At 27.1% G+C, this 24547-nt stretch carries 23 protein-coding genes; 20 read left to right on the top strand and 3 right to left on the bottom strand.

Going from position 1 to position 24547, the window contains the following annotated elements; all coding sequences use genetic code 11:
- Window positions 1-16: 16 nt before the first annotated feature.
- Complete coding sequence (locus ACH5BH_RS04680) at window positions 17-397, top strand: DUF779 domain-containing protein (protein ID WP_404307503.1); 381 nt, start codon at window positions 17-19, stop codon at window positions 395-397.
- Here the strand turns inward: ACH5BH_RS04680 and ACH5BH_RS04675 are convergent.
- Both ACH5BH_RS04675 and ACH5BH_RS04670 read right to left on the bottom strand, forming a co-directional pair.
- A complete protein-coding gene (locus ACH5BH_RS04675; RefSeq protein WP_423297615.1) occupies window positions 394-792 on the bottom strand; it encodes an ExbD/TolR family protein in 399 nt (132 codons plus the stop codon). The two genes, ACH5BH_RS04680 and ACH5BH_RS04675, sit on opposite strands and share 4 nt — an antisense overlap.
- A 1-nt stretch (window position 793) precedes the next feature.
- Window positions 794-1264: a MotA/TolQ/ExbB proton channel family protein gene (locus ACH5BH_RS04670; RefSeq protein ID WP_404307499.1), complete on the bottom strand. Its 471-nt coding sequence runs from the start codon at window positions 1262-1264 to the stop codon at window positions 794-796.
- Window positions 1265-1330: 66 nt separating this feature from the next.
- Here ACH5BH_RS04670 and ACH5BH_RS04665 point away from each other — a divergent pair, with 66 nt between their 5' ends.
- From ACH5BH_RS04665 to ACH5BH_RS04610, 12 genes are read left to right on the top strand one after another with little or no spacing between them, the layout of a single operon-like run.
- Window positions 1331-2188: a 1-aminocyclopropane-1-carboxylate deaminase gene (locus tag ACH5BH_RS04665; RefSeq protein ID WP_423297614.1), complete on the top strand. Its 858-nt coding sequence runs from the start codon at window positions 1331-1333 to the stop codon at window positions 2186-2188.
- Window positions 2189-2212: 24 nt separating this feature from the next.
- Window positions 2213-4132, top strand: coding sequence for a sensor histidine kinase (locus ACH5BH_RS04660; RefSeq protein ID WP_423297613.1), 1920 nt, complete (start codon window positions 2213-2215; stop codon window positions 4130-4132).
- A gap of 34 nt (window positions 4133-4166) precedes the next feature.
- Complete coding sequence (locus ACH5BH_RS04655) at window positions 4167-4676, top strand: shikimate kinase (RefSeq protein ID WP_404307493.1); 510 nt, start codon at window positions 4167-4169, stop codon at window positions 4674-4676.
- A complete protein-coding gene (hisD, locus tag ACH5BH_RS04650) occupies window positions 4676-5971 on the top strand; it encodes a histidinol dehydrogenase (RefSeq protein WP_423297612.1) in 1296 nt (431 codons plus the stop codon). The genes ACH5BH_RS04655 and hisD overlap by 1 nt, the downstream gene beginning before the upstream one ends.
- Before the next feature lie 12 nt (window positions 5972-5983).
- On the top strand, window positions 5984-6286 hold the full coding sequence (locus ACH5BH_RS04645; RefSeq protein WP_404307490.1) for a DUF2018 family protein: 303 nt from the start codon (window positions 5984-5986) through the stop codon (window positions 6284-6286).
- Window positions 6287-6295: 9 nt separating this feature from the next.
- Window positions 6296-7195: a polyprenyl synthetase family protein gene (locus ACH5BH_RS04640; RefSeq protein WP_423297611.1), complete on the top strand. Its 900-nt coding sequence runs from the start codon at window positions 6296-6298 to the stop codon at window positions 7193-7195.
- A complete protein-coding gene (gene hemA / locus ACH5BH_RS04635; protein WP_423297610.1) occupies window positions 7196-8497 on the top strand; it encodes a glutamyl-tRNA reductase in 1302 nt (433 codons plus the stop codon).
- Between the two features lie 10 nt (window positions 8498-8507).
- The gene (locus ACH5BH_RS04630; protein ID WP_423297609.1) at window positions 8508-10214 is read left to right on the top strand and encodes a proline--tRNA ligase; all 1707 of its coding nucleotides are present in this window, start codon (window positions 8508-8510) and stop codon (window positions 10212-10214) included.
- A gap of 51 nt (window positions 10215-10265) precedes the next feature.
- Window positions 10266-11114, top strand: a complete 849-nt coding sequence (locus ACH5BH_RS04625) for a mechanosensitive ion channel family protein (protein WP_404307482.1) — start codon at window positions 10266-10268, stop codon at window positions 11112-11114.
- Window positions 11089-12489, top strand: coding sequence for a CCA tRNA nucleotidyltransferase (locus ACH5BH_RS04620; protein ID WP_423297608.1), 1401 nt, complete (start codon window positions 11089-11091; stop codon window positions 12487-12489). Before ACH5BH_RS04625 ends, ACH5BH_RS04620 begins: the two co-directional genes overlap by 26 nt.
- Window positions 12490-12545: 56 nt before the next feature.
- Entirely contained in the window at window positions 12546-12986 is a 441-nt protein-coding gene (locus tag ACH5BH_RS04615; RefSeq protein ID WP_423297607.1) for a DUF3015 family protein, read from the top strand.
- Entirely contained in the window at window positions 12970-14769 is a 1800-nt protein-coding gene (locus tag ACH5BH_RS04610) for an Lnb N-terminal periplasmic domain-containing protein (protein ID WP_423297606.1), read from the top strand. Before ACH5BH_RS04615 ends, ACH5BH_RS04610 begins: the two co-directional genes overlap by 17 nt.
- Window positions 14770-14788: 19 nt before the next feature.
- On the opposite strand, the gene ACH5BH_RS04605 is transcribed toward ACH5BH_RS04610, so the two are convergent.
- Window positions 14789-16021, bottom strand: coding sequence for an apolipoprotein N-acyltransferase (locus tag ACH5BH_RS04605; RefSeq protein WP_423297605.1), 1233 nt, complete (start codon window positions 16019-16021; stop codon window positions 14789-14791).
- A gap of 28 nt (window positions 16022-16049) precedes the next feature.
- Here ACH5BH_RS04605 and yajC point away from each other — a divergent pair, with 28 nt between their 5' ends.
- From yajC to leuS, 7 genes are all read left to right on the top strand, one after another.
- Window positions 16050-16325, top strand: a complete 276-nt coding sequence (gene yajC / locus ACH5BH_RS04600; RefSeq protein ID WP_404307472.1) for a preprotein translocase subunit YajC — start codon at window positions 16050-16052, stop codon at window positions 16323-16325.
- Between the two features lie 77 nt (window positions 16326-16402).
- Window positions 16403-17968: a protein translocase subunit SecD gene (gene secD, locus ACH5BH_RS04595; RefSeq protein ID WP_404307470.1), complete on the top strand. Its 1566-nt coding sequence runs from the start codon at window positions 16403-16405 to the stop codon at window positions 17966-17968.
- On the top strand, window positions 17968-18936 hold the full coding sequence (gene secF, locus ACH5BH_RS04590; protein WP_404307468.1) for a protein translocase subunit SecF: 969 nt from the start codon (window positions 17968-17970) through the stop codon (window positions 18934-18936). Before secD ends, secF begins: the two co-directional genes overlap by 1 nt.
- A 400-nt stretch (window positions 18937-19336) precedes the next feature.
- Window positions 19337-21064, top strand: a complete 1728-nt coding sequence (locus ACH5BH_RS04585) for a pentapeptide repeat-containing protein (protein ID WP_423297604.1) — start codon at window positions 19337-19339, stop codon at window positions 21062-21064.
- Between the two features lie 101 nt (window positions 21065-21165).
- Window positions 21166-21648, top strand: coding sequence for a hypothetical protein (locus ACH5BH_RS04580; protein WP_404307464.1), 483 nt, complete (start codon window positions 21166-21168; stop codon window positions 21646-21648).
- A gap of 85 nt (window positions 21649-21733) precedes the next feature.
- On the top strand, window positions 21734-22078 hold the full coding sequence (locus tag ACH5BH_RS04575; RefSeq protein WP_404307462.1) for a DUF6394 family protein: 345 nt from the start codon (window positions 21734-21736) through the stop codon (window positions 22076-22078).
- Window positions 22078-24543: a leucine--tRNA ligase gene (gene leuS, locus ACH5BH_RS04570; RefSeq protein ID WP_423297603.1), complete on the top strand. Its 2466-nt coding sequence runs from the start codon at window positions 22078-22080 to the stop codon at window positions 24541-24543. The genes ACH5BH_RS04575 and leuS overlap by 1 nt, the downstream gene beginning before the upstream one ends.
- Window positions 24544-24547 lie beyond the last annotated feature (4 nt).

The following is a 24547-nucleotide window of genomic DNA, read 5'->3' as shown; positions in this document are numbered from 1 at the left end:
TCAAAAAGGATAAATTATGTCAATAAAAAGAGTTGATGTTACAAAAGAAGCTTGTGATGTTATAAAAAAACTTCAAGAAGAACATGGTGAATTAGTCTTTAATCAAAGTGGTGGTTGTTGTGATGGAACTGCTCCTATGTGTTATGCTAAAGATGATTTTTATGTACCAAGTAGAAATGTAAAGCTTGGAGAAATTTGTGGTTGTGAATTTTTTATAGATAAAGATCAGTTTGAATATTTTAAACACTCATTTATTACTATTGATGTGAGAGAGGAAAAAGCAGCTTTTGGAAACTCATTTTCATTAGAAATAGATTTAGGTTATCAGTTTATTACAAAATCAAGAATTTTTACTGATGAAGAGTATAATCAATTAAAAAAAGAAGAGGGCAATTAATCCTTCTTCTTTTCATTTTCATTTGTTACTAAGGCTAAGTTTGTGAGATTGTGTTTTTGTAATAAGTCTAAAACTTTCACAACTCTTTGATATTCTACTTTTTTATCTATTCTTACAAGTACAGCTTTTTGTTTATTTTCAATTGCTTTTAGATTATCTTCTAATGATTCAAAAGATACTTCAATTCCTTTTATAGCAAGTTTATTTGAGCTAAGTTCTATAAAAATTTGTTCTTCATCAACTTTTAATTCTTTTGCATTTGAACTTGGTAAATCAAGAATTAAAGCTAGCTCATCTTTTTTAAATACTGAGCTTACTATAAAAAATAAAAGGAGTATAAAAACTACATCAATAATCGGGGTTAAATCTAAACCTAAAGGTTCTCTTCTTTTCATATTATTTAATTGTACTTTTTGCTTTTAACTCTATTGAGTCAATTTGAGAAATAAAATGATTATATGCAATATGATGGGGTATTGCTACAATCAAACCTGCAATTGTTGTAATAAGTGCTATTGAAATACCATTTGAAAATACACTTGGATCTCCTAAGCCATTTTTAGTAATCGCATCAAAAGATTGATAAACTCCTATTACTGTTCCTAAAAGTCCTAAAAGTGGTGCAATTGTTGCTATATTTTTTATATAAGTAAGACCACTTTCTAGTTTTTTCACTTCATATTCTATTTGAGAAAAAATTGAGTTAGAAGAGCTTTTGTCAAGTTTAGTTTCAATTTTTTTAAGCATGGCATTTTTTCTTGGAAGAGTAAATAATTTCCATAGTATTATTGTAAAGCCAATAACATTTAGTGCAATTAATATATAAACAATAATTCCACCTTTTTGTATATAAAAAAGAATATCCATATTTGTCCTCTTCTTGTTTTTTTGTTATTGTACAAAAATTTTATTAATAAATGGTACAATCACAAAATGAATTATACAAACTCCCCAATAGAAAAAATCACTTTTAATAAAAATAGTTTTTATATAAAAAGAGATGACTTATTACATAAAAGCTTTTCAGGTAATAAAGCAAGAAAATTCTACTATTTTTTACAAAAAGATTTAGAAAATATAAAAAAAGTTGTATCTCATGGTTCAGCTCAATCAAATGCTATGTATTCTTTATCTGTTTTAGCAAAAATAAAAGGTTTACAGTTTGATTATTATGTAGATCATATTGCGTCTTTTTTAAAGCAAAATCCTATTGGAAATTATAAATATGCTTTAGAAAATGGTATGAATATTTATGAAAGCCAAATTCCAAAAAGTTTTGATGAAGAAACACTTTTTATAAAAGAAGGTGGAGCTTTAAAAGAGGCTCAATATGGTTTAGAAATTCTTGCTAATGAGATAATAGTTTGGGCAAAAGAAAATAATATTGAAAATTTAAAAGTTTTTTTACCAAGTGGTACTGGAACAACAGCTTTATATTTACAAAAGTATTTACCTTTTGAAGTATTAACTTGTACTTGTGTAGGAGATGAAGAATATTTAAGAAAACAGTTTTTCCAATTAGAAGATTCAAATCATCCTACGATATTAAAAAGAACAAAAAAATATCATTTTGGGAAACTTTATAAAGAGTTCTATGAAATTTATCTTGAACTTTTAAGTCAAACAAAGATTGAATTTGATTTATTATATGATTGTTTAGGAATCAAAATATTTGAAGAATATATAAGTAAATATAATAAAACAACTAATAATTATCTTTATATTCATCAAGGTGGAGTTCTTGGTAATGAATCAATGCTTCAAAGATATGAAAATAAATACAAGGCATAATAAAACTTATGATAAAATAGCGACATGTTGCACACAAACGAAAAAACTATATTAAATTTAATAAAATATGCTCCAACATTGATTGTTATATTACTTTTATCAATTGTTAGTTATTTTTATTTTTTAGAAAAAGATTTTCAAAATAAAAATGATATAAAAGAACTTAAAGAACAGTTTATTTTAAAAAGTAAACAAAATATAAAAAATGAAGTTGATTTAGTTTATGAATATATAGCTTATGAAAAAAATAATAGTACTAAAAACTTAAAGCAAAACTTAAAAAAAGAAGTTCAAAAAGCTTATAGGGTTATGAATTATATTTATAATAGATATAAAGATACTAAGACAAAAGAAGAAATTACTGTAAAAATAAAAGATGCTTTAAGAAAATTAACCTTCAATGATGGAAGAGGTTATTTTTATATTTATGATTTAAATGCAGTTAATATTCTTCATCCTTTAAAACCAAATATTGAGGGTAAAAGTCTTATAAATTTCAAAGATGAAAAAGGTAATTTCCCTTCAAGAGAGATTATTAAAGGTTTAGAAAATAGTGATGAGTTTTTTTATGAACTTTATTGGAATAAACCAAAAACTATTGATACTCAATATAAAAAAATCACATATAATTATCTTTTTAAACCTTATGGATGGTTTATTGGTACAGGGGAGTATGTAGATGAGTTTGAGAGTAGATTACAAAAAAGAATATTAGAATATATTCAAAAAATTAATTATAGAAATGACTCTTATGTTTTTATAGTAGATTATAAAGGAAACTACCTATCTCATATAAATAAAAATTATATAGGTTTAAATAGAATAAATTTAAAAGATTCAAACTCTTTTTATATAACTAAAGAATTAATAAAAACTGCTCAAAATGGTGCTGGATATATTTCTTATTTCTCTTCTGTAAGACCAAAAACAGGAAACTCTTATAAAAAAATTACTTATGTAAAAGGCTTTGATTATTGGCAATGGTCAATTGCAACAGGGTTTTATGTTGATGAATTGGACAAAAGTTTAAAAGATATAGAAGATAAAGTAAAAAAAGACAATAAAGAGGATTTAAAAATAATTTTATTATTTGGATTAATGTTGAGCTCTATTTTTATTTTAATTTCAATATTTTTATCTAAGCAATTAAGATTAAGATTTTTGAAACATAAAAAAGAGTTAATAAAGCAAATAAAAGAAAATAATGAAAAAGATTTGATTCTTTCTCAACAATCAAAAATGGCAGCAATGGGTGAAATGATTGGTAATATTACACATCAGTGGAGACAACCTTTAAATGCTATTAAAACACAATCTTCTGGAATTAAATTTAAAAGTGAATTTGGTGTTTTAGAGAAAAAAGATATAAATGAAGGAATGGATAATATCTCAAATACAGTAGAGTATTTATCAACTACAATTGATGATTTTAAAGATTTTTTTAACCCTAAAAAACATCATGTAACTTTTACTATTGAAGAGCTATTCCAAAAAATAGAAAAGCTTTTAGGTAGTCATTTTAAAAATGCAAACATAAATATTGTAAAGAATATTGATAATATTGAAGTTATAGGTTATGAAAATGAACTTTTACAAGTTTTGATAAATATATACAACAATGCAAAAGATGAGTTTGAAAGACAAAATATAAAAGATAGATATATTTTTGTAGAAGCAAAAGAAGAAAATGAGAATATAATAATCAAAATAAAAGATAATGCCAATGGAATACCAAAAGAAGTTATAAAACATATCTTTAAGTCTCATTTTACAACAAAAAAAGATAAAAATGGAACAGGTATAGGGCTTTATATGTCTAAGCAAATAATAAAACGATTTGCCAAAGGTAATATTGAGGCTTATAATGAAACTTTTGAATATAAAGATAGTAGTTATACAGGAGCTTGTTTTAAGCTAACTATCTTAAAGAACTTTTCTTTATGAGAAAATTACAAACTTTTAGATATAATCTTTAACTATGAAAAAGAAGAATATTATATTAATAGGTTTTATGGGTGTTGGTAAGGGTACAGTAGCAAGAGGATTAGTACAATCTTCTGATATGTTTGCTATTGATACAGATGACTTAATTGAGAGTATGGAAAATAGAAAAATTAAAAAAATTTTTGCCCAAGAGGGAGAGCCATACTTTAGAGCATTAGAAAAGAAAACTGCATTATGGTTAGAGCAAAGTGTAAATAACACTATTATCTCAACAGGTGGTGGCTTTTATAAGCAAGAAAATATTAAAAATATTGGTACAGTTGTTTATCTAAAATCTTCATTTCAAGGAATTTTAGACAGAATAAATGCTGCACCAAATGCTGCTAATAAACTTAGAAAAAGACCACTTTTACAAAATTTAGATGAAGCAACAAAACTTTATGATTTAAGAGTACCACAGTATGAAGAAGTTGCTGATATTATTGTAGATGTTGAGAAAAAGCCTTTAGAAAATATTGTAGAAGAGATATTAGGACAAATTTAATGAAAATTATAAATACAAAAGACTCAAACTTCAAAGAAGAGTTTGATGGAATTCTAGCTAGAGCAAAAAGTGATATTAAAGGTGTTTCTTCAATCGTTACAGGGATTATTGATGAGATAGTTGAGGAAGGAAATGAGGCTTTAAAAAGGCACATTGAAAAATTTGATAAATGGGAAGTTAAGGATGATTCTGACTTAATGATTTCTCAAGATGATATGAAAAAAGCTTATGATAATATCGACGATAAATTAAGAGCTGCTTTACATACAGCTTATGATAGAATCAAAGCTTATCACGAAAAACAACTTCCAAAATCATGGTTAGATTTTGAAGCAAATGGAACTATTTTAGGTCAAAAAGTAAGCCCTGTTGATAGAGCTGGACTTTATATTCCTGGTGGAAAAGCAGCATATCCAAGTTCACTTCTAATGAACGCAGTTCCGGCAATAGTTGCAGGTGTTGAAGAAATAGTAGTATGTACTCCAACTCCTGATAATGAAGTTAATGAATTATTACTTGCAGCCTGTCATTTATGTGGAGTTTCGAAAGCTTATAAAGTAGGTGGAGCTTCTGCTATTGCTGCTATGGCTTATGGAACTGCAACTATTCCAAAAGTAGATGTTATTACAGGGCCTGGAAATATTTTTGTTGCTACTGCTAAAAAATTAGTTTTTGGTGAAGTAAATATTGATATGATAGCAGGACCTTCTGAAATAGGGATTTTAGCTGATGAAACTGCTAAACCAAACTATTTAGCAATTGATTTATTATCACAAGCTGAGCATGATGAAATGGCAAGTTCTATTATGATTACAACTGATGAAAATATTGCAAATGAAACATCAGTTGAAGTTGAAAATTACTTAAAAACATTAAGTAGAGAAGAAATAGCTAGAAAATCAATAGAAGATAGAGGTGCAATTATCGTAACTTCAACTATGGAAGAAGCCTTAGAACTTATGAATGAAATAGCTCCTGAACATTTAGAAGTTATGACAAAAAATGCTTTTGAATTACTTCCTTATATTAAACATGCAGGTGCAATTTTCTTAGGTGAGAATACTCCTGAACCTATTGGTGATTATATAGCTGGACCAAATCACACTCTTCCAACAGGAAGTACAGCTAAGTTTTATAGTCCATTAAATGTAGAAAACTTTATGAAAAAAAGCTCGATTATTAACTTTTCAAAAAATGCAATTGATGAGTTAGGTGAAGCTTGTGCCTTACTTGCAGATACAGAAGGTCTAACAGCACATGCTAAATCAGTTAGAGTTAGATTAGAAGATAAATAAAAAGGAAATTATATGTCAATGTTCGGTGATTGGTTTACAGAAGATGAAGATGATATTTTTATGGGAAGTCCTAAATCAAAATTTTTTGATGTAAGTAGAGAAGCTTCTCAAGATATTGTAGAAGAAGAATGGGATAAAATTGTAGAAAAAGTTGCTGCTTTAGAGATGATGTTATCTCAAGGTAAAGATGAAAACTTTGATATTAATGAAGAAATTAAAGAATTTAAACTAAATAATGAAAAAGAACTAGAAGCTATGAAAAAAGGTCTTTACGTAGAGTTTACTGGTGAAATTATTTGTAGATTAGATTCATAAGGTATATTTGTGGAAGAGTTACAACAAGTTAAAGAACAAATAAAAACATTTGTAAAAGAGTGTAATGATAAAAAAAGTTTAGAGCTTTTAGATAAGTTAGCAACTGGAAAGATGTTAAGGTCTAAATTAGTTTTAAAAATTGCAGGAGTATCTGAGCAATCAGTTAAATTATGTGCTGTTATTGAAATGATTCATGCAGCATCACTTTTACATGATGATGTAATAGATGAAGCTGATACTAGAAGAGGACAGCCTTCTGTAAATGCTTTATATGATAACAAAACATCTATTATGTTTGGAGATATTTTATACTCTAAAGCTTTTACAGAGTTAACTACAATGCCTTATGAAATAGCCCATACTGTTTCAAGTGCAGTTACACTTTTAAGTATTGGTGAGATGTTAGATGTAGATTTAACAAATAGTTTTAACACTTCTTATGAAAAATATAATGATATGATTTATAAAAAAACTGCTTCATTAATTGAAGCTAGTGCAAAAAGTGCAGCTATTTTAGCAGGCTTATCAAAAGAAAAATATGCCTTATATGGTAAAAATCTCGGTCTAGCCTTTCAAATGATAGACGATATTTTAGATATTACACAAGACAGTACTACTTTAGGAAAACCTGCAATGCTTGATTTTGTTGAAGGTAAGGTAACAATTCCTTATTTATTACTTCATGAGAGACTTGAAGATAAAGCAAAATTAGAATCTTTATATAAAAAAGAGTTAACTAGTGAAGAGAGTTCTTGGATAAAGCAAATGATGAATGAAACAAATGCTCTTGAAGACTCAATAAAATTAGCAAAAAAATTAGGAAATGAAGCTATTGAAGCTGTAAAAGATGAGCCAAATAGTGAAACGCTTATTTTTATTATGAAAGCGATGATTGAAAGAGAGTTTTAAATGAGTTACTTAATAATTAGTTTCTCTCATAAAAATACAGATATTTCTATGAGAGAAAAACTTGCATTTGGAAGTGATGAAGATAAAGATAGATTTCTTCGAACCCTTTTAGATTATGAACATACAAAAGAGGCTGTAGTTTTATCTACTTGTAATAGGGTAGAGATCATTACAAGATCTTCAAATGTAAAAGAAAGTTCGAAAGATATTCTTTTAAAGCTAGCAAAATACTCTTCTTTAGATTTTGACAATTTATATAATAGAGCTGATATATATGATAATAATGGTGCAATACATCACTTGTTTTCTGTGGCATCAGCACTTGATTCTTTAGTTATTGGGGAAACACAAATTGTTGGTCAATTAAAAGATGCTTTTAGATTCTCTCAATCAAAACATTATTGTTCATCAAATGTAACAAGAGCAATGCATTTTGCCTTTAAGTGTGCAGCAGCAGTTAGAAATGCTACGAGTTTAGGTACTGGTTCTGTATCAGTTGCTTCAACAGCAGTTGCTAAAGCAAAAGAACTTGTAGGTAATACTAGTGGAGTTAAAGCTTTAGTTATTGGTGCAGGTGAAATGAGTGAACTTACTATAAAGCATTTGATTTCATCAGGTTTTGATGTTATTTTAACAAGTAGAAATAAGAAAAAAGCTCAAATCTTAGCTGATACATTTGAAGCAAATGTTGATGTAAAAGATTATTCTAATTTAGCAGAGTTATTAAAAGAATCAAAAGTTATGGTAACTGCAACTGCTGCACCATATCCTATTATTACAGAAGATATTGTAAGTCCTACCTCTTTTGATAGATATTGGTTTGATATAGCAGTACCAAGAGATATAGAGGACATTGAAATACCAAATCTTGATATTTATGCAGTTGATGACTTACAAGATATTGTAAACGAAAATATGAGTTTAAGAGCAGAACAAGCAAAAACTGCATATTCAATAGTAAGTAAAATGTCAATTGAATTTTTTGATTGGTTAAAGTCTTTAGAGATTGAACCAATTATTAAAAGCCTCTATGTAAAAGGTGATAAGGTAATTGATAAGAAAATTGATAATGCAATAAAAAAAGGTTTTATTAACCCCAAAGATGAAGAAAATATTCGAAAACTTTGTCAAACAGTGATTACTGAATATTTACATACACCTTCTAAAAAATTAAAAGATATTTCCAAAAATATGGAGTGTGATGTAGTAGTAGGCACTATTCAAAATATGTTTTCATTAAAAAATGAAACAGCAGTATTTAACAGTCACAAATGTGAACATTTAGAGAAAAATAAAAAATAGGAAACAATTAATGAAATTTAGTAATATGTTTATTCCAACGACAAAAGAAGCTCCAAAAGATGCAACTTTACCATCTCATCAATATTTAGTTAGAGGTGGATTTGTAAGTCAAACGGGTGCAGGTATTTATGATTTTATGCCTCTTGGAAAAATTGTTTTAGAAAAAATTAGAGCAGTTGTAAAAGAAGAAATGGATAAAAGTGGAGCAAATGAAGTTCAATTTGGTTTTGTAACTCCATTATCTTATTGGGATGAATCAGGAAGATCAACTACTATGGGTAATGAACTTTTAAAGTTCAAAGATAGAAAAAATACAGATTATGTTTTATCTCCAACAAATGAAGAAGCAGTTGTAAATATGGTAAAAAATAGAATAACTTCTTATAAAGATTTACCAGTAAATTTATACCAAATAAATACTAAATTTAGAGATGAAGCAAGACCAAGATTTGGTCTTATGAGAGGTAGAGAATTTTTAATGAAAGATGCTTATTCTTTCCATGCTTCAAAAGAGGACTTAGTAAGAGAATTTAATCTTATGGAAGAAACATATAAAAATGTTTATAATAGATTAGGTTTAGATTTTAGAGTTGTTGAAGCTGATAGTGGTGCTATTGGTGGAAGTGGTTCAAAAGAGTTCCATGTATTAGCAAACTCAGGTGAAGATACTATAGTTGTTTGTCCTGATTGTGAATATGGAGCAAACATTGAAGCAGCAGTTAGAAAGCCAAATAAAAAAGAATCACTAGAGACTATTGCTCTTGAAAAAGTAGAAACTCCTAATTGTAAAACAATTGAAGAAGTAAGTGAATTTTTAAACGCAGATGCTTATTATTCAATGAAAGCAGTAATGAAAAAAGCAGTTTATGAAGATAGAACAGAAGTAGTTTTATTTTTTGTAAGAGGATGTGATGAATTAGAAGAAACAAAAGCTTGTAATGCAGTTAATGCTTTAGAATTAGAAGATGCAAATGATGAAGATTTAGTAAAGGCAGGTTTAGTTGCTGGTTACTGTGGAATAGTAGGACTTCCTGAAAATATTCAAGTTGTAATTGATAATGAATTAAAAGATGATAATAATCTTGTTTGTGGAGCAAATGAAGAAAACTATCACTATAAAGGTGTAGATTTAACTTCAATGGAAAATTTAGTATTTGCTGATTTAAATACAGTTCAAGAAGGTGATACTTGTTCATGTTGTGGTGGAAAATTAGAATATACTAAAGGAATTGAAGCAGGACATATTTTCCAATTAGGTTCAAAATATAGTGAAGCAATGGATGCTAAATTTTTAGATGCAAATGGAAAAGCACAGCCTTTTGAGATGGGATGTTATGGTATAGGAGTTTCAAGATTAGTTGCTGCTGTGATTGAACAAAGTCATGATGATAGAGGTTGTATTTGGACTAAAGATACAGCACCATTTTTAGTTGATATTATTGTGTCAAATGCAAAAAAAGATGAAGAACTAGAAATTGGTGAAAAAATCTATGAAGAATTAAAAGCAAATGGAATTGATACTATTTTAGATGATAGAAAAAATGCAAGATTTGGTTTTAAAATGGGTGATTTTGAACTTATTGGTTTTCCTTATGCTGTTGTAATTGGAAAGAAACTAAAAGAGGGTAAAGTTGAAATTGTAAATAGAAAGACTTTAGAAAAAACAGAAGTTGAAATCGAAAACGCAGCTTCGAAACTTTTAGAAATTATAGGATAATTTCTAAAGTTGATTGTGTTATAATTTTATAAATTATTATAAGGAAAAAACTTGGAAAATAAAGTAAATGAAATAGCTGATAAATTTAGTTCATATCTTCCAGATAATATTGTAGAAATTGTAGGTTCTTATGCTTTCTCATTATTAATGGCTATATTAATTTTTGTAATTGGTAAATGGTTTGTAAATAGAGTTACAAGTGTTTTTGTTAAATTATTAAGAAAAGTAAAAGGTATGGATGAAACTTTAGTTAGGTTTCTTGAAAATATAGTTTACTATATCTTAATGGTTGTTGTTATTTTAACAGCATTATCAGAATTGGGAGTTGAAACAACTTCATTCTTAGCTATTTTAGGTGCAGCAGGTCTTGCTATTGGTTTAGCTTTAAAAGATTCATTAGGTAACTTTGCTTCTGGTGTTATGATTATTTTATTTAAGCCATTTAGATCAGGTGATTTTGTAACTGCTGCTGGTGTATCGGGAACTGTAACAGAAGTTGGTATATTTAATTCAGTATTTACAACACCTGATAACCAAAAAATCATTGTTCCAAATGGTGCAATTACAAGTGGTTCTATTGTAAATGTAAATGCACATGATACAAGAAGGGTTGATTTAGTAGTTGGTATTGGTTATGATGATGATATCAAGAAAGCAAAAAATGTTTTAAATGATATTATTAATTCAAATGAAAAAGTTTTATTAGAAAAAGGTGTAACAGTAGCAGTATCAGAACTTGCAGACTCTTCTGTAAACTTTGTAGTTAGAGCTTGGGTTAAAACACCTGATTATTGGGCTGTAAAATTTGATTTAACAGAAACTGTTAAATTAAGATTTGATGAAGAAGGAATTTCTATTCCTTATCCTCAACAAGATGTACACCACTACAACAACGATTAATATACCTAAGGTATTAAAACAAATTCTAATTGCACTAAAAGAAGAGGGAATAAAACCTCTTCTTGTTGGTGGCTGTGTTAGAGACTCACTTTTAAAAATTCCCTGTAAAGATTATGATGTAGAACTTTTTGGTATTGATACTTTAGTTGAAGTAGAATCAATACTAAAGCGTTTTGGAAATGTAAAACAAGTAGGTAAATCTTTTGGTGTTTTAACTTTAAAAATTAACTCTTATGATTTTGATTTTGCCCTTGCTAGATTAGAGAAAAAAATAGCATCAGGACACAAAGGTTTTGAAGTAATAAATGATAAAAATCTACAGTATGATAAAGCAAGTTTAAGAAGAGATTTTACTATAAATTCAATTGCCTATGATTTTTTTGAAAAGAAGTTTTTAGACCCAAATAATGGAATCAAAGATTTAGAAAAAAAAGTTTTAAGACATATAAAAGATGATACATTTATAGAAGACCCTTTGCGAGTTTATAGAGCTATCCAGTTTTGCGCAAGGTTTCATTTGACTTTAGATGAGAAAACGATACAACTTTGTAGAGATATGGTTCAAAGAGATGATTTAAAAGAACTTCCTAAAGAAAGAGTTTATGAAGAGTTTAAAAAACTATTTTTAAAGTCTTCTAAACCTTCAATCGGTTTAAAGCTTTTAGATACTTTAGGTATTTTAAAACATTTTCCTGAACTTGAAGCTTTAAAAGGGTGTATCCAAGATAAAGAGTATCATCCAGAAGGTGATGTTTGGGTACATACTTTAATGACAGTTGATGAGTTGGCAAGGATATTAAAAGAGTCTGAAATAGAAGACGAATATAGAAAGCTATATCTATTTTATGCAATACTTTGTCATGATTTAGGAAAGCCATTTTGTACTCAAACTACAGATAAAGGAAGAGTAACTTCTCATAAACATGAGACATTAGGAATAGAGCCTACAATCAAGTTTTTATCAAGACTTACAAATGAAAAAAAATTTATTGATTTAATTACTCCTTTGGTAAAGCACCATTTAGCACCTTTTCAATTATATTTAGCAGAGTCATCATTAAAAGCGGTAAAAAGATTGTCTTTAAAAGTGAATATTGAAGATTTGTGTTTTATTTGTTTAGCTGATTGTTTAGGACGAGATATAAAAGATAAAGAGAAATGTCCAAAAGCTACTTCTTGGCTTTTAGAAAAAGCAAAAGAGTTAAATATAGAAAATAAAGCTTTAAAACCATTAGTTCAAGGTCGTGATTTAATAGCTTTAGGGTTGACACCTTCAAAAGAGTTTAAGAAAATTTTGGATTATGCAATGGATTTACAAATTGAAGAAGATTTAGATAAAGAACTAATTCTTTCCAAAATTAAAGAATTAGTTTAAGTAAAAATATAGATAATAAAGTTATAATTCCGTTATTAAAAAATAAAAGGATATAAATGAAAAAATTATTATTAAGCGCTATTGCTGTTGCAGCTTTAAGTTCATCTGCATTTGCTAATCAAAATACAGGTTGTGGATTAGGTTCAGTTTTAATTAAAGATCAAAGTACAACAGTAATGCAAGTTCTTGCAGCAACTACAAATGGTACTTCTGGGAACCAAACTTTTGGTATTACTTCTGGTACATTAAATTGTGAAGAACCAGCAAGTTTTGCTTCAAATGACAAGTTAAATCAATTTGTTGCTGATAACATGGATGAATTAGCTTTAGATATTTCAGCAGGTAAAGGTGAAACTTTAAACACTGTAGCTAAATTAATGAATGTTCAAGATTCTTCAGCATTTAGTGCAAAATTAAAAGCTAATTTTTCAAACATTTATGCAAGTCAAAATGTTACATCTTCTTCGGTAATTGATTCTATTGCTAAATATATGTAATTTTTTTATAAATAAAGTAACTAAGATAATACTTCTTAGTTCTTTATTTATTTCATTTTCATTTTCTTCTACTTCTATAGTAAATCTTATTGAAAAAAATAAACTTTATGATAATACATATTGGGCAAAGCTATTACATTATAAAAATGGAAAAAGTGAAGTAGATTCTAATAATTTTTTTATTTCTAAAAATGGAAAAACTAATTTAAAAGAAGAATTATTAGAAACTATAAAATCTTTAGAAAATGGAACAAAAAATACTTTATGTAGGTTCCCTTTAAGAGTAAAATGGTTAAAAGAAAAACTGCCTTCTCTTTCAAGTAAAATAAAAGAGTATGAATGTAAAGATTTAGATTTATATCTAAAAGAAATAAATGCAAAATATGCAACACTTATTTTCCCTACTTCCCATATAAACTCTCCAGCTTCTATGTATGGACACACCTTTTTAAGACTTTCAGGAGATGAAAAAACACCCTTATTAGGAAATGCAGTTAATTATGCAGCTCAAACAGAAGAAACAAATGGTTTGATTTTCGCATATAAAGGTTTATTTGGTGGCTATGAAGGTAAGTATTCAATTTTGCCATATTATAAAAAAATAAAAGAATACAATAATTTAGAACAAAGAGATATATGGGAATATAAACTTGATTTAAACCAAGAAGAAGTTGAAAAAATTGCTTTACACTCTTATGAGCTAAAAGATTCTTACTCTTTTTACTATTTCTTTTTAGAAAACTGTTCATATAATCTTCTTTGGTTACTTGAAATAGCTAGAAGTGATTTAGAGTTGGTTAATAATTTTTATTTAAAAGCAGCACCTCTTGATACAATAAAAATTTTAAAAAAATATGATTTAATTAAACAGTCAGAATATCGATACTCTAAAATGACAAAAATGAAACATATTTTAAGAAATGAAATTTCAAATAAAAAATATATAAAAAGCTTTATAAAAGAGAATAAAAAACTACCAAATAGTTTAACTCTAAAAGATAAAGCAGCTTATTTAGATTTAAAAATTGAGTATACTCAATTTTTAAGAAGTAAAAATAAACTAGATAAAAAAGATTATTTAAAAAAATATTTAAAACTTTTGAAGGAAAGAAGCAATATATCAATTGTTTCTGATTATAAAATTAAAAAAGCAAGCAATCCTCTTTATTCTCATGATTCTGCGAGGTTTAGTTTATCTTATAATAGTGATAAAACCTATGAAATTTCAATCAAACCTGTTTATAGTAATATTTATGATATCTCTTATGGATATTTAGATGGTGCTTATATAGATTTTTTTGATTTAAATTTAAAAAAAGATGACAATAAAGTTTTTATTGATAAATTTAAATTATTAGATATTAGCTCTTTATCAAAAAGAGATGAACTTTTTAAGCCTTTATCTTGGGGTATTGAAATCTCTTATGAAAGATTTAAGAGTCAAGAAGATTATTTAAAAATCAAGCCTAGTTTTGGAATAACTTATGGAAATAAAGATTATTTTTTATATTTGCTAGGACAATCAAAGTTATATAATAAACTAGGAGATAACTTATTTTCCTTAGGTTCAAAAGTTGGATTTGTTGCCAATAAATTTAAGGATATAAAAATAGGCTTATCTTATGAATATGATAAATATTATAAAGATTTTGAAAATAGAAACTTTGAAGTATTTTCAACTTATAAGATAGATGATAATTTATCTTTTAATTTAAAATATATTAATGACAATCTAACGAAACAAAGAGATATTAGCTCTTTGTCTTTGTTTTATTATTTTTAAAATCTAAATTATTTTAAAATCAGGGTCTTATTATATAGTTTTTACTTCCATTTACAACATGATAAATAGTTACATTATATTTTTTTGCATAATATTTCATAAGTAGTTTTTGTAATGTTGGTTCTATTGATGGAGTAAACCAAGCATTATTTGAAATAGCAATCATATATTTTGTATCACCTAAGTTTTCAAATATTTTATCAGTTGTTGCCTCATAACAAATGGCATTTCTTATTTTTGTTTCATTTATTGTAAAATCAGTAGGATTAGTTGCCTTAGCATAATCTTGAGCACCACCATAAAAAGTATTATTGATTAAATCCACAAAAAACTTTGGTAGAGGAATTTCTTCTCCAAAAGGTACTAAAACAACTTTCTTAGCAATTTGTACTTCACCTTTTGAAAATAAATATGTTGCATTATAAATTTGATTATTTTCAAGATATAAAGCTCCTGTGAAAATATTTATATCTAAAGATAGCTCTTTTAGATACTTAAATAATTCCCTTTGATTATTTAAAACAGTAGGTATTGATGTCTCAGGTAAAACTACTAAATCCTTATTTAAAGAAATAGCATTTTCTATTATATTTAGGTTTTTATCTATAATATTAGCTCTGTTTTCTTTTTTCCATTTTAATTCTTGGGAAAGATTCAATTGTGGCATATAAATATCTAAGTTTGGATTATCAATAATTTTTCCATGGGGCATTTCAAAGGCAATAAAAAGAGGAATTAGTGCAAGTATTTTTAATCTTTTTAATTGTGAAATGATTAATATTGCTGCTAAAATTAGTGCAAAACTCTCTTTAGAAGTATTAAAATATGAATCAATAAATAAAAGTTCAAATTTCATCCAATTAAAACCAAATGGTGTAATAAAAGTAAATGCAAATATGGCAATCACTCTATAGATTATATTATTTATTAGTCCTAATAGTAAAAATAATAAACCATATCCTATCCCAATAACAATTAAAAGCACTGGTATTAGGTATGTAAGCTCATAATATTGAAGGGATATTCCAATCCAATAAAACCAAAAAATTCCTGTAGAAAAACCTGTAATAAAAAGTGATTTTCTAGGAATTGTTACTAAAAAATAAATAGCTAAAACACCTAAAATAGAATTTAAGGCAAGATATTCAATATTAAAATGACTTAAGTATATAAAAGCGCTTAATAATATAGATGTAATGAAGCCTTTTATTATAAAGTTTTTGTTAGAATTATCGCGTTTTACTAAAAACATACTAAACTACTTTTGAAAAGGAATTTTGATGGAAGGTTCAAGTGCTGATTTAATAAGCTCATTACTACCCCTTGTTGCATTATTTGCAATTTTTTACTTTTTGATTATAAGACCACAACAAAAACAAGCTAAACAGCATAAAGAAATGGTTAATAATCTTAAAAAAGGTGATAAGATTGTAACAAATGGAGGCTTAATGGTAGAAGTTACTAAAGTAGAAGATGACTACTTTGTAGTAAAAAATAGTGATGGAACTGAAATGAAATTAATCAGAGAGTTCGTAGCTAAACTTATAGAAGACTAAAAATCTTTTTTTTAAGACATGTAAGTTTCTTACATGTTTTATCTTTAAAATCAAAAAAACCTTACTAAGGATTAAGATTGAAAATCTTTAATTATAGACTTATTATATTTGCATTAAGTATTATTTTTGGTGTTGTTTTTTCAATTCCTTCACTTATGCAAACAGACAGCGGTAAAAAAATCTCATTAGGACTTGATTTACAAGGTGGATTGCACATGCTTTTAGGTGTTAATACACATGAAGCAGTAACATCAAAAATAAAAACAATTGCAACATCAATTAAATACTTTGCAGAAGATGAAGATTTATTAATTGATGGCTTATCTCTTGATACTGAATCTGTTAAATTTACAGTTTTAGACCCTGATGAATTACCAAGAATGGATGAAATGTTAGCCAAAATAAAAGGTTTACAAATTTCAAAAGTAAATACAGATTATACTGTAAAACTAACAAGTGAAGAAATTGAAAGAACAAAAGACTTATCAGTATCTCAAGCAGTAGAGACTATAAGAAATAGGCTTGATCAGTTTGGATTAGCAGAACCTACTGTTGTTAGACAAGGTGCTACTGATATTGTTGTTCAGTTACCAGGTATTAAAACAGCAGAAGATGAAAAAGCTGCAAGAGAACTTATCTCAAAACCTGCAAACCTAGAACTTATGGCAGTTGATGAGCAAAGAGCAGATCAAGTATATACTATGAGTGATGCACAAGCAGCTGAATATGGTGATATTATTTTAGAAGATACTAAAAATGCAGCTGTTAAATATCTAGTAAAAGAAATACCAATTTTAAATGGTAGCCAAGTAATAGACGCACAAGTTGCTTTTGATCAATCTAATCAAGCAATTATTAACTTTACACTTAATTCAAGTGGAGCTAGAATCTTTGGTGATTTTACAGGTAAAAATGTAGGAAAAAGATTAGCTGTTGTTTTAGATGGAAAAGTTTATTCAGCTCCAAATATTAGAGAAAGAATTGGTGGTGGAAGTGGTCAAATTTCTGGTGGTTTTACTGTTCAAGAAGCAGGAAATGTAGCTATTGCTTTAAGAAGTGGTGCTTTACCTGCAACTGTAAAATTACTTGAAAAAAGAAGTGTTGGGCCATCTTTAGGTGCTGATTCTATTAAAGCTTCAACTATTGCATTAGTTTCTGGTTTTATAATCGTATTTATTTTTATGATTATTTACTATAGAAGAGCTGGTATTATTGCTAATGTTGCACTTGTAACTAATATATTTATTATCATTTCAGTAATGGCGATGTTTGGAGCAACTCTTACTCTTCCTGGTATGGCAGGTATTGTATTAACTGTAGGTATGGCAGTTGATGCCAATGTAATTATTGGTGAAAGAATTAGAGAACTATTAAAACAAGGTGTATCAGTAGCTAAAGCAATTGAAGATGGTTATTCAAATGCAATGAGAGCTATTTTAGATGCAAATATTACTACTTTATTAGTTGCTGTAATCTTATATGCTTATGGTACAGGTCCTATTAAAGGATTTGCTATTACTATTTCTATTGGTATTTTAGCTTCAATGTTAACAGCTATTTTAGGTACGCATGGTATTTATGAAGCTTTAGCTAGTAAAATTTCAAAAGATAAAGACTTAAAAAAATGGTTTGGAGTTAAATAATGGAATTTTTTAAATCAGATAAAATACATAATTTTATGGGTAAAAGACTTCCTTTTTTAGGGATTTCTTCAATTCTTGTTATTGCTTCACTTGTAATACTATTTACTAAAGGGCTTAATTTTGGTATTGACTTTGCTGGTGGTACTTTAGTTCAAGTTCAATATGAGCAAAAAGCTCCTATTGATAAAATCAGAAATGTATTAAATGAAACTAAATATAAAGGTTCATCAATTACAGAATTTGGTAGTCCTCAAGAAGTAGTGATTAGAATTACAGGAACTTCTTCTAATTTAGCAAATGATATTGGCGATGAAATGCACAAAATTTTGGATTCAACAGGAAACTTTGAAGTAAGAAGAGTTGATATGGTTGGGCCAAAAGTTGGTGATGAGTTAAGGGAAAAAGGTCTTATGGCTTTAGGTTTATCTTTACTTATTATTTTAGCTTATGTGTCATTTAGATTTGAGTGGAGATTTGCAGTTGCTTCAATCTTAGCTTTAGCACATGATGTTACTATAGCTCTTGGAGCAATTGCTCTTGTAGGAGTTGAAGTAAACTTAGACATTTTAGCAGCTATTCTTACAATCCTTGGGTATTCACTAAATGATACAATTATTGTATTTGATAGAATTAGAGAGGGTGTACAAACATCTAAAGAAACAGTCCTTGATAAGGTTGTAAATGAGTCAGTAAGTAGAACACTTTCAAGAACAACTCTTACTTCATTAACAACATTCTTTGTTGTTATTACCCTTTATTTATTTGGTGGAGAAATCATCAATGGATTCGCATTTACAATGCTTGTTGGTGTAGTAGTTGGTACTTATTCATCTATATTTATTGCAGCATCTTTCTTAGTTCAGTTAAAATTCTCAATAAATGATTTTAGAGCTAAAGAAGCAGAAAAATTAAAAAAACAAAAAGAAAAAGATAAATTAAGAGCTATGTACGAGCAAGGTACAGTTTAGTTCTTTATTATCTGATTCTAAAAAGGGAAAGAGTTTTTACTCTTTCCCTTTTTTTATGGCTACATTAAAGCTATTTATGGGCTATAACAAGGCTATAAACTTATTTTATAATGGTTTTAAAATAAAAGATTTGAAAGGAAAAACATGAATTTGATTAGTTATATTTTATTTGTAATTGCATATTTTATTTTTGTTTGGAAGCTAGGCTTTTCCTTTTAATTTGTAGTTAATCATAAAAATTTAAACTTTAAATGTGAGCATTCCAATATATTTTTTAGTTATTTACAAACCCTGTTCACGGTTTTTTGTTTCTTTTTTTTAAAAAAAGAATATAAAGAAAACTACTAATAAGAGTAAAAAGATAAAATGTAAACAATTATTTAAATACTAAAGAGAAAAAATGAAAGAAGTAACTAAAGAAACTTTAGAAGAAGATATTTTTAATCAAATAAAAAATATATGGATAAAAGTAAGATTAGAAAAGTGTTTGAGTATTAATTTAACCAATAGTATAGAAAAATTTGATCATATTAATAGTGAGTTTCGTTTAAATTTAGGTGATCCTATAGATTATAAAGAAAAATTAGAAAATATTGGAAATATTGAAAATAATAGTTTAATGAATGAAATTGAAGAATCAATGAAGTCAGAATTTTCACTTGATGAACCATTAGATGAAATTTTAGTAGAAGTTTTAAAAGATAAAAAAATTAAATTAAAAAACTATATATTCTCATTAGAAAAATTTGATTATATTAAAGTATTAGAAAAATTATCTAAAGTGGAATTTATTGAATGTAAATTTATAGGTAGATATGAATTAATAAATTTTGAAGAAGCATTATATGATGACTGTATAATAAATGAAATATATTTTAAAAATATTTCAGAAGAAAAACGTATTTTTAATAAAGTATTATTTTATAATACTGAAATTAAAAAGATTTATTGTGAAGGAATAACGTTTAAGTCAAGACTTTTTAAAAAACTTAAAGTAAAAAATAGAATTGATTCAATTGAATTAATTAATTGTGATATTCCTATTGATTTTATACTGAATAATGAAAATAGAGAAACCGAGAATGATTTACTAAAAATTAATTATCTAAGTTTTAAAAACAGCACTTTTTTAAAAGGTACAAAAGTTAAGATTCAATTTTGTGAAATAGAAGAAGCAAATTTTTACAATACAAAATTTGAAGACCTTGCAGATTTCTATCAATCAGTATTTAATAATGCAGACTTTGAAAGAACAGATTTTAAAAGTATTTCTATATTTAGTGAAGTAGTTTTTAATTGTGATGTTGATTTTAAATATACTAAGTTTATAGGAAAAGCAATTTTTAGAGATACCGTAATAAAAAAACCTTATTTTTTTGATTTAAGAAATACAATTTTTGATGATGATGCAAATTTTTTAGACATAACATCCGAAAAACGAAAAACAGATGTTAATACTAAAGAAAAAAAAGGGAAAATAAAAGATATTAAGGTGAAAAATAGAGAAACTGCACGTATTATAAAAAGTTTTTTTGATAATCAAAATAATACAATTGAAGCTAATAAATTTTATAAATTAGAAATGGATAAAAGACTTAATGAACTTTTTAAACTAAAAAATAGAAATGATAATGATTTTTTTGAAATGTTAATTTTTTTATTTCACAAGATTTTTTCAAATCATTCTCAAAGTTGGTCATTATGTTTATTTTGGCTTGTATCTTTTACTTTTTTATCGTCAGCATTATCTTTAGATATTTACTGTATTGTAGAATTGTCAGTAAAATTTGAGAATATAGAGTCTATATTTATGCGTATATATAGTTTATTCTATGGATGGATTTATATAATATTACTGATTTTATTTACAATTTTTATTTTTGGAATTATTGATAAAAAGTGGCATATATCAGCACTATTTATATTTGTATTTATTATTGAATTGATTTTTTACTTTTATTTAACTAAAGATTACTCTTTGTATTACTTTTCAAATATGATTAATCCTTTTTCCATAATGACAGGATTACATAAACTATCTTTTGGAATATTAATTTATAAAATTGTTATAGCATACTTAATCTACCAATTTATTATCTCAATAAGACAAAACACAAGAAGAAAATAGTCAATAACATATAAAATTACTAAGCCCATAATATTGGGCTTTAAAGAAATTTTATATAAAATACATATCTTATATTTATAGATTATAAACCGGAGTTAATTATGAAAACAAACAAACAAGGATTTTTGTATCAATTCAATGATCTTACTTCAAGAAATGGTACAGATTGGTTTTTAGCTCTTACTTGGATTTTTGTATTTGAAATCATTTCTTCTATTATTGAATACAAGTTTTTAGACTACTCTCGAACTTATGTGATTGAAGTAGAACAAGGTATTTTTAGAGAGTTTATAATAGCTGTATTTGTTACTTTTTTCGTATGGCATTTTGTTTATAGTATTATACAAATGCAAAAAAATCAGTTTTATTTCTTAACTATGTATATTGCTTTAATTTTCTATTTTATTATTACAAATGATATGACTTTTAATCTATTATTTCATAATATTATAAACCCTTTTGAGTATAAAATAAATGGATTCACTCCATATACAATGGTGCAGATTTTTATAAAAATTATTATGTTTTACTTATTTATTATGATGATTAAAAGTTTTAAACATAGATTTTTAAATAATTCATAATATCAACAACAAAGCCATTTTTTACCTTTTATTAGATAATATATTTGTTTAAAATTTAAAATAGTACAACTATAAAAGGATAAAAATGGATTGGGGTAAAGTTACTTATATATTCTTTTCACTAATGTCACTTACTACAACAGCAGGTTTTTTATATGAACCAAATGCAATTGCATTATTTATTGCAGCAGGAGTAAATGTAATTTCAACAATTTTAAAAATTGGAGTTAGAAATCTTCTTGCAGCAGAGTTGTTAGCAAGTTCGTTAGTTGCTGATTTACACCTAATTCCAGCATTTATGGTATTAACTTTTATGCACGACTTACCTCTTGCAATTTCTTTAGCGATTGGTGCAGTAGTAGCAAATGTTTTCTCAATAGCTTTAGCCTTAATTGAGAGTGCAAAAATTCAAGACAAGGATGACTTTTAATGGAGTATAATTCAAAACAAGTTGAGCAAAAGTGGCAAAACTTTTGGTCAGAAAATAAATCATTTGAACCAAGTGATGAGCAAACAAAAGATAAAAAATATATCTTAAGTATGTTCCCATATCCAAGTGGTAGGATTCACATGGGACATGTAAGAAATTACTGTTTAGGTGATGCGTTTGCTAGATTTTATAGAAAAGAAAATTTTAATGTTTTACATCCAATTGGATGGGATAGTTTTGGTATGCCAGCAGAAAATGCAGCTATTAAACATAAACTTCATCCTAAAAAATGGACTTATGAAAATATTGACTATATGAGAGATGAACTTAAAGCACTTGGTTTATCTTTTAGCGAAACAAGAGAATTTGCTACATCTGATGAATTATACACAAAGTGGGAACAAGAGTTTATTATAAAAATGTTTGAAGAAGGACTTTTATATAGAAAGTCTACTACAGTAAACTGGTGTCCTCATGACTTAACAGTTTTAGCAAATGAGCAACTAGAAGAGGGTTGTTGTTGGAGATGTGGAACAGAAGTTGTACAAAAAGAGATGCCTGGTTATTATGTAGGTATTACTAAATATGCTCAAGAGTTATTAGATGATTTATCTTCTTTAGAAGATACTTGGCCTTCTCAGGTTTTAACAATGCAAGAAAATTGGATTGGAAGAAGTGAAGGATTAGAGTTTGAATTTGAATTATCAAAAGACTCAAGATATAAATTAAATAGAGAATTTAAAAAATACTCTGTATTTACAACAAGACCTGATACTATTTATGGAGTTTCATACTCAGCTTTAGCACCTGAACATCCAATTGTAAAATATATAGTAGATAATAACTTACTTCCTGATAACAAAATCAAAGCTATTAAAGAAATGCAAAAGGTAAGTGAAAGAGATAGAGCTACACAAGATAAACAAGGTGTTAGTTTAGAGATTGATGTAATGCATCCATTAACAGGAGAAAGAATTCCAGTATGGGTTGCTAATTTTGTATTAGCATCTTATGGTGGTGGAGCAGTTATGGCTGTACCTGCACACGATCAAAGAGACTTTGAATTTGCATCTCAATATTCATTACCTATAAAACAAGTTATAAATACACCAGAAGGTGAGATGATAAACCCAACAGAAGCCTTTACAGGTGAAGGTGAACTTATAAATTCTGAAAGCTTTACAGGGCTTAAAAATACAAAAGCTAAAAAAGCTATCATTTATCATTTTGAACAAAACTCAATTGGTACTAAAAAAATAAATTATAAATTAAGAGATTGGGGTGTTTCAAGACAAAGATATTGGGGAGCACCTATTCCATTTGTACATTGTGATGATTGTGGATTAGTTCCTGAAAAATCAGAGAACTTACCAATTGCTTTACCAGAAGATGTTGAAATCACAGGTGAAGGTAACCCACTTGATACACATCCTACTTGGAAACATACAACTTGTCCTTGTTGTGGAAAGCCAGCAGTAAGAGAAACTGATACTTTAGATACATTTGTTCAGTCTTCTTGGTATTTCTTAAGATATGCTACAAATCCAAAAGTTTGGAATGAACAGGGTATTTCTAAAGCTGATAGTGATTATTGGATGGATGTTGATCAATATATTGGCGGTATTGAACACGCTATCTTACACCTTTTATATGCAAGATTCTTTACAAAAGTATTAAATGATTTAGGATATACAAACTCAAGAGAGCCATTTAAAAGACTACTTACTCAAGGTATGGTACTTAAAGATGGTGCTAAGATGTCAAAATCTAAAGGAAATGTAGTTGATCCTGATTTAATCGTAGAAAAATATGGAGCTGATACAGCTAGAATGTTTATTTTATTTGCTGCACCTCCTACAAAAGAATTAGAGTGGAATGATTCTGCTGTTGAAGGTTCATTTAAATTCATCAAAAAATTCTATGAAAGAGCTACTAATGTAACTGCTAAAGGTATTGAAGAGTTTAAAAATATTGACCATTCATCATTATCAAAAGAAGAAAAAGAAGCAAGAAGAAAAGTATATGAAGCACTTCAAAAATCAAATGATGTATTTGAAAAAACTTATGCTTTCAATACTTTAATTGCAGCTTCAATGGAAGCTATGAATGCACTTCAAGCACAAAAAAATGAAGCAGTATGGGCAGAAGGATATTATATCCTTACAAATATTTTAGAGCCTGTTATTCCTCATGCTTGTTGGGATTTAGCAAACGGCTTATTTAAAAGAGAAAACTTTAACAACTCTTTAGAAGTAAAAGAAGAAGTATTTGCTTTAGATTCAATTACTCTTGCTGTTACAATCAATGGTAAAAAAAGAGCAGAAATTGAAGTAGCACCTGATGCTTCAAAAGAAGATATTTTAGCCCAAGCAAAAGAAGAAGCTTCAAAATGGCTAGAAGGTAAAGATATAATCAAAGAGATTGTAGTACCAAACAAATTAGTAAACTTAGTTATAAAGGGATAAAGAA

Origin of the sequence: Arcobacter rhizosphaerae (assembly GCF_049472155.1) — a bacterium.
Taxonomy (GTDB): domain Bacteria; phylum Campylobacterota; class Campylobacteria; order Campylobacterales; family Arcobacteraceae; genus Arcobacter_B.
This window is presented reverse-complemented; position numbering and strand designations above follow the sequence as displayed.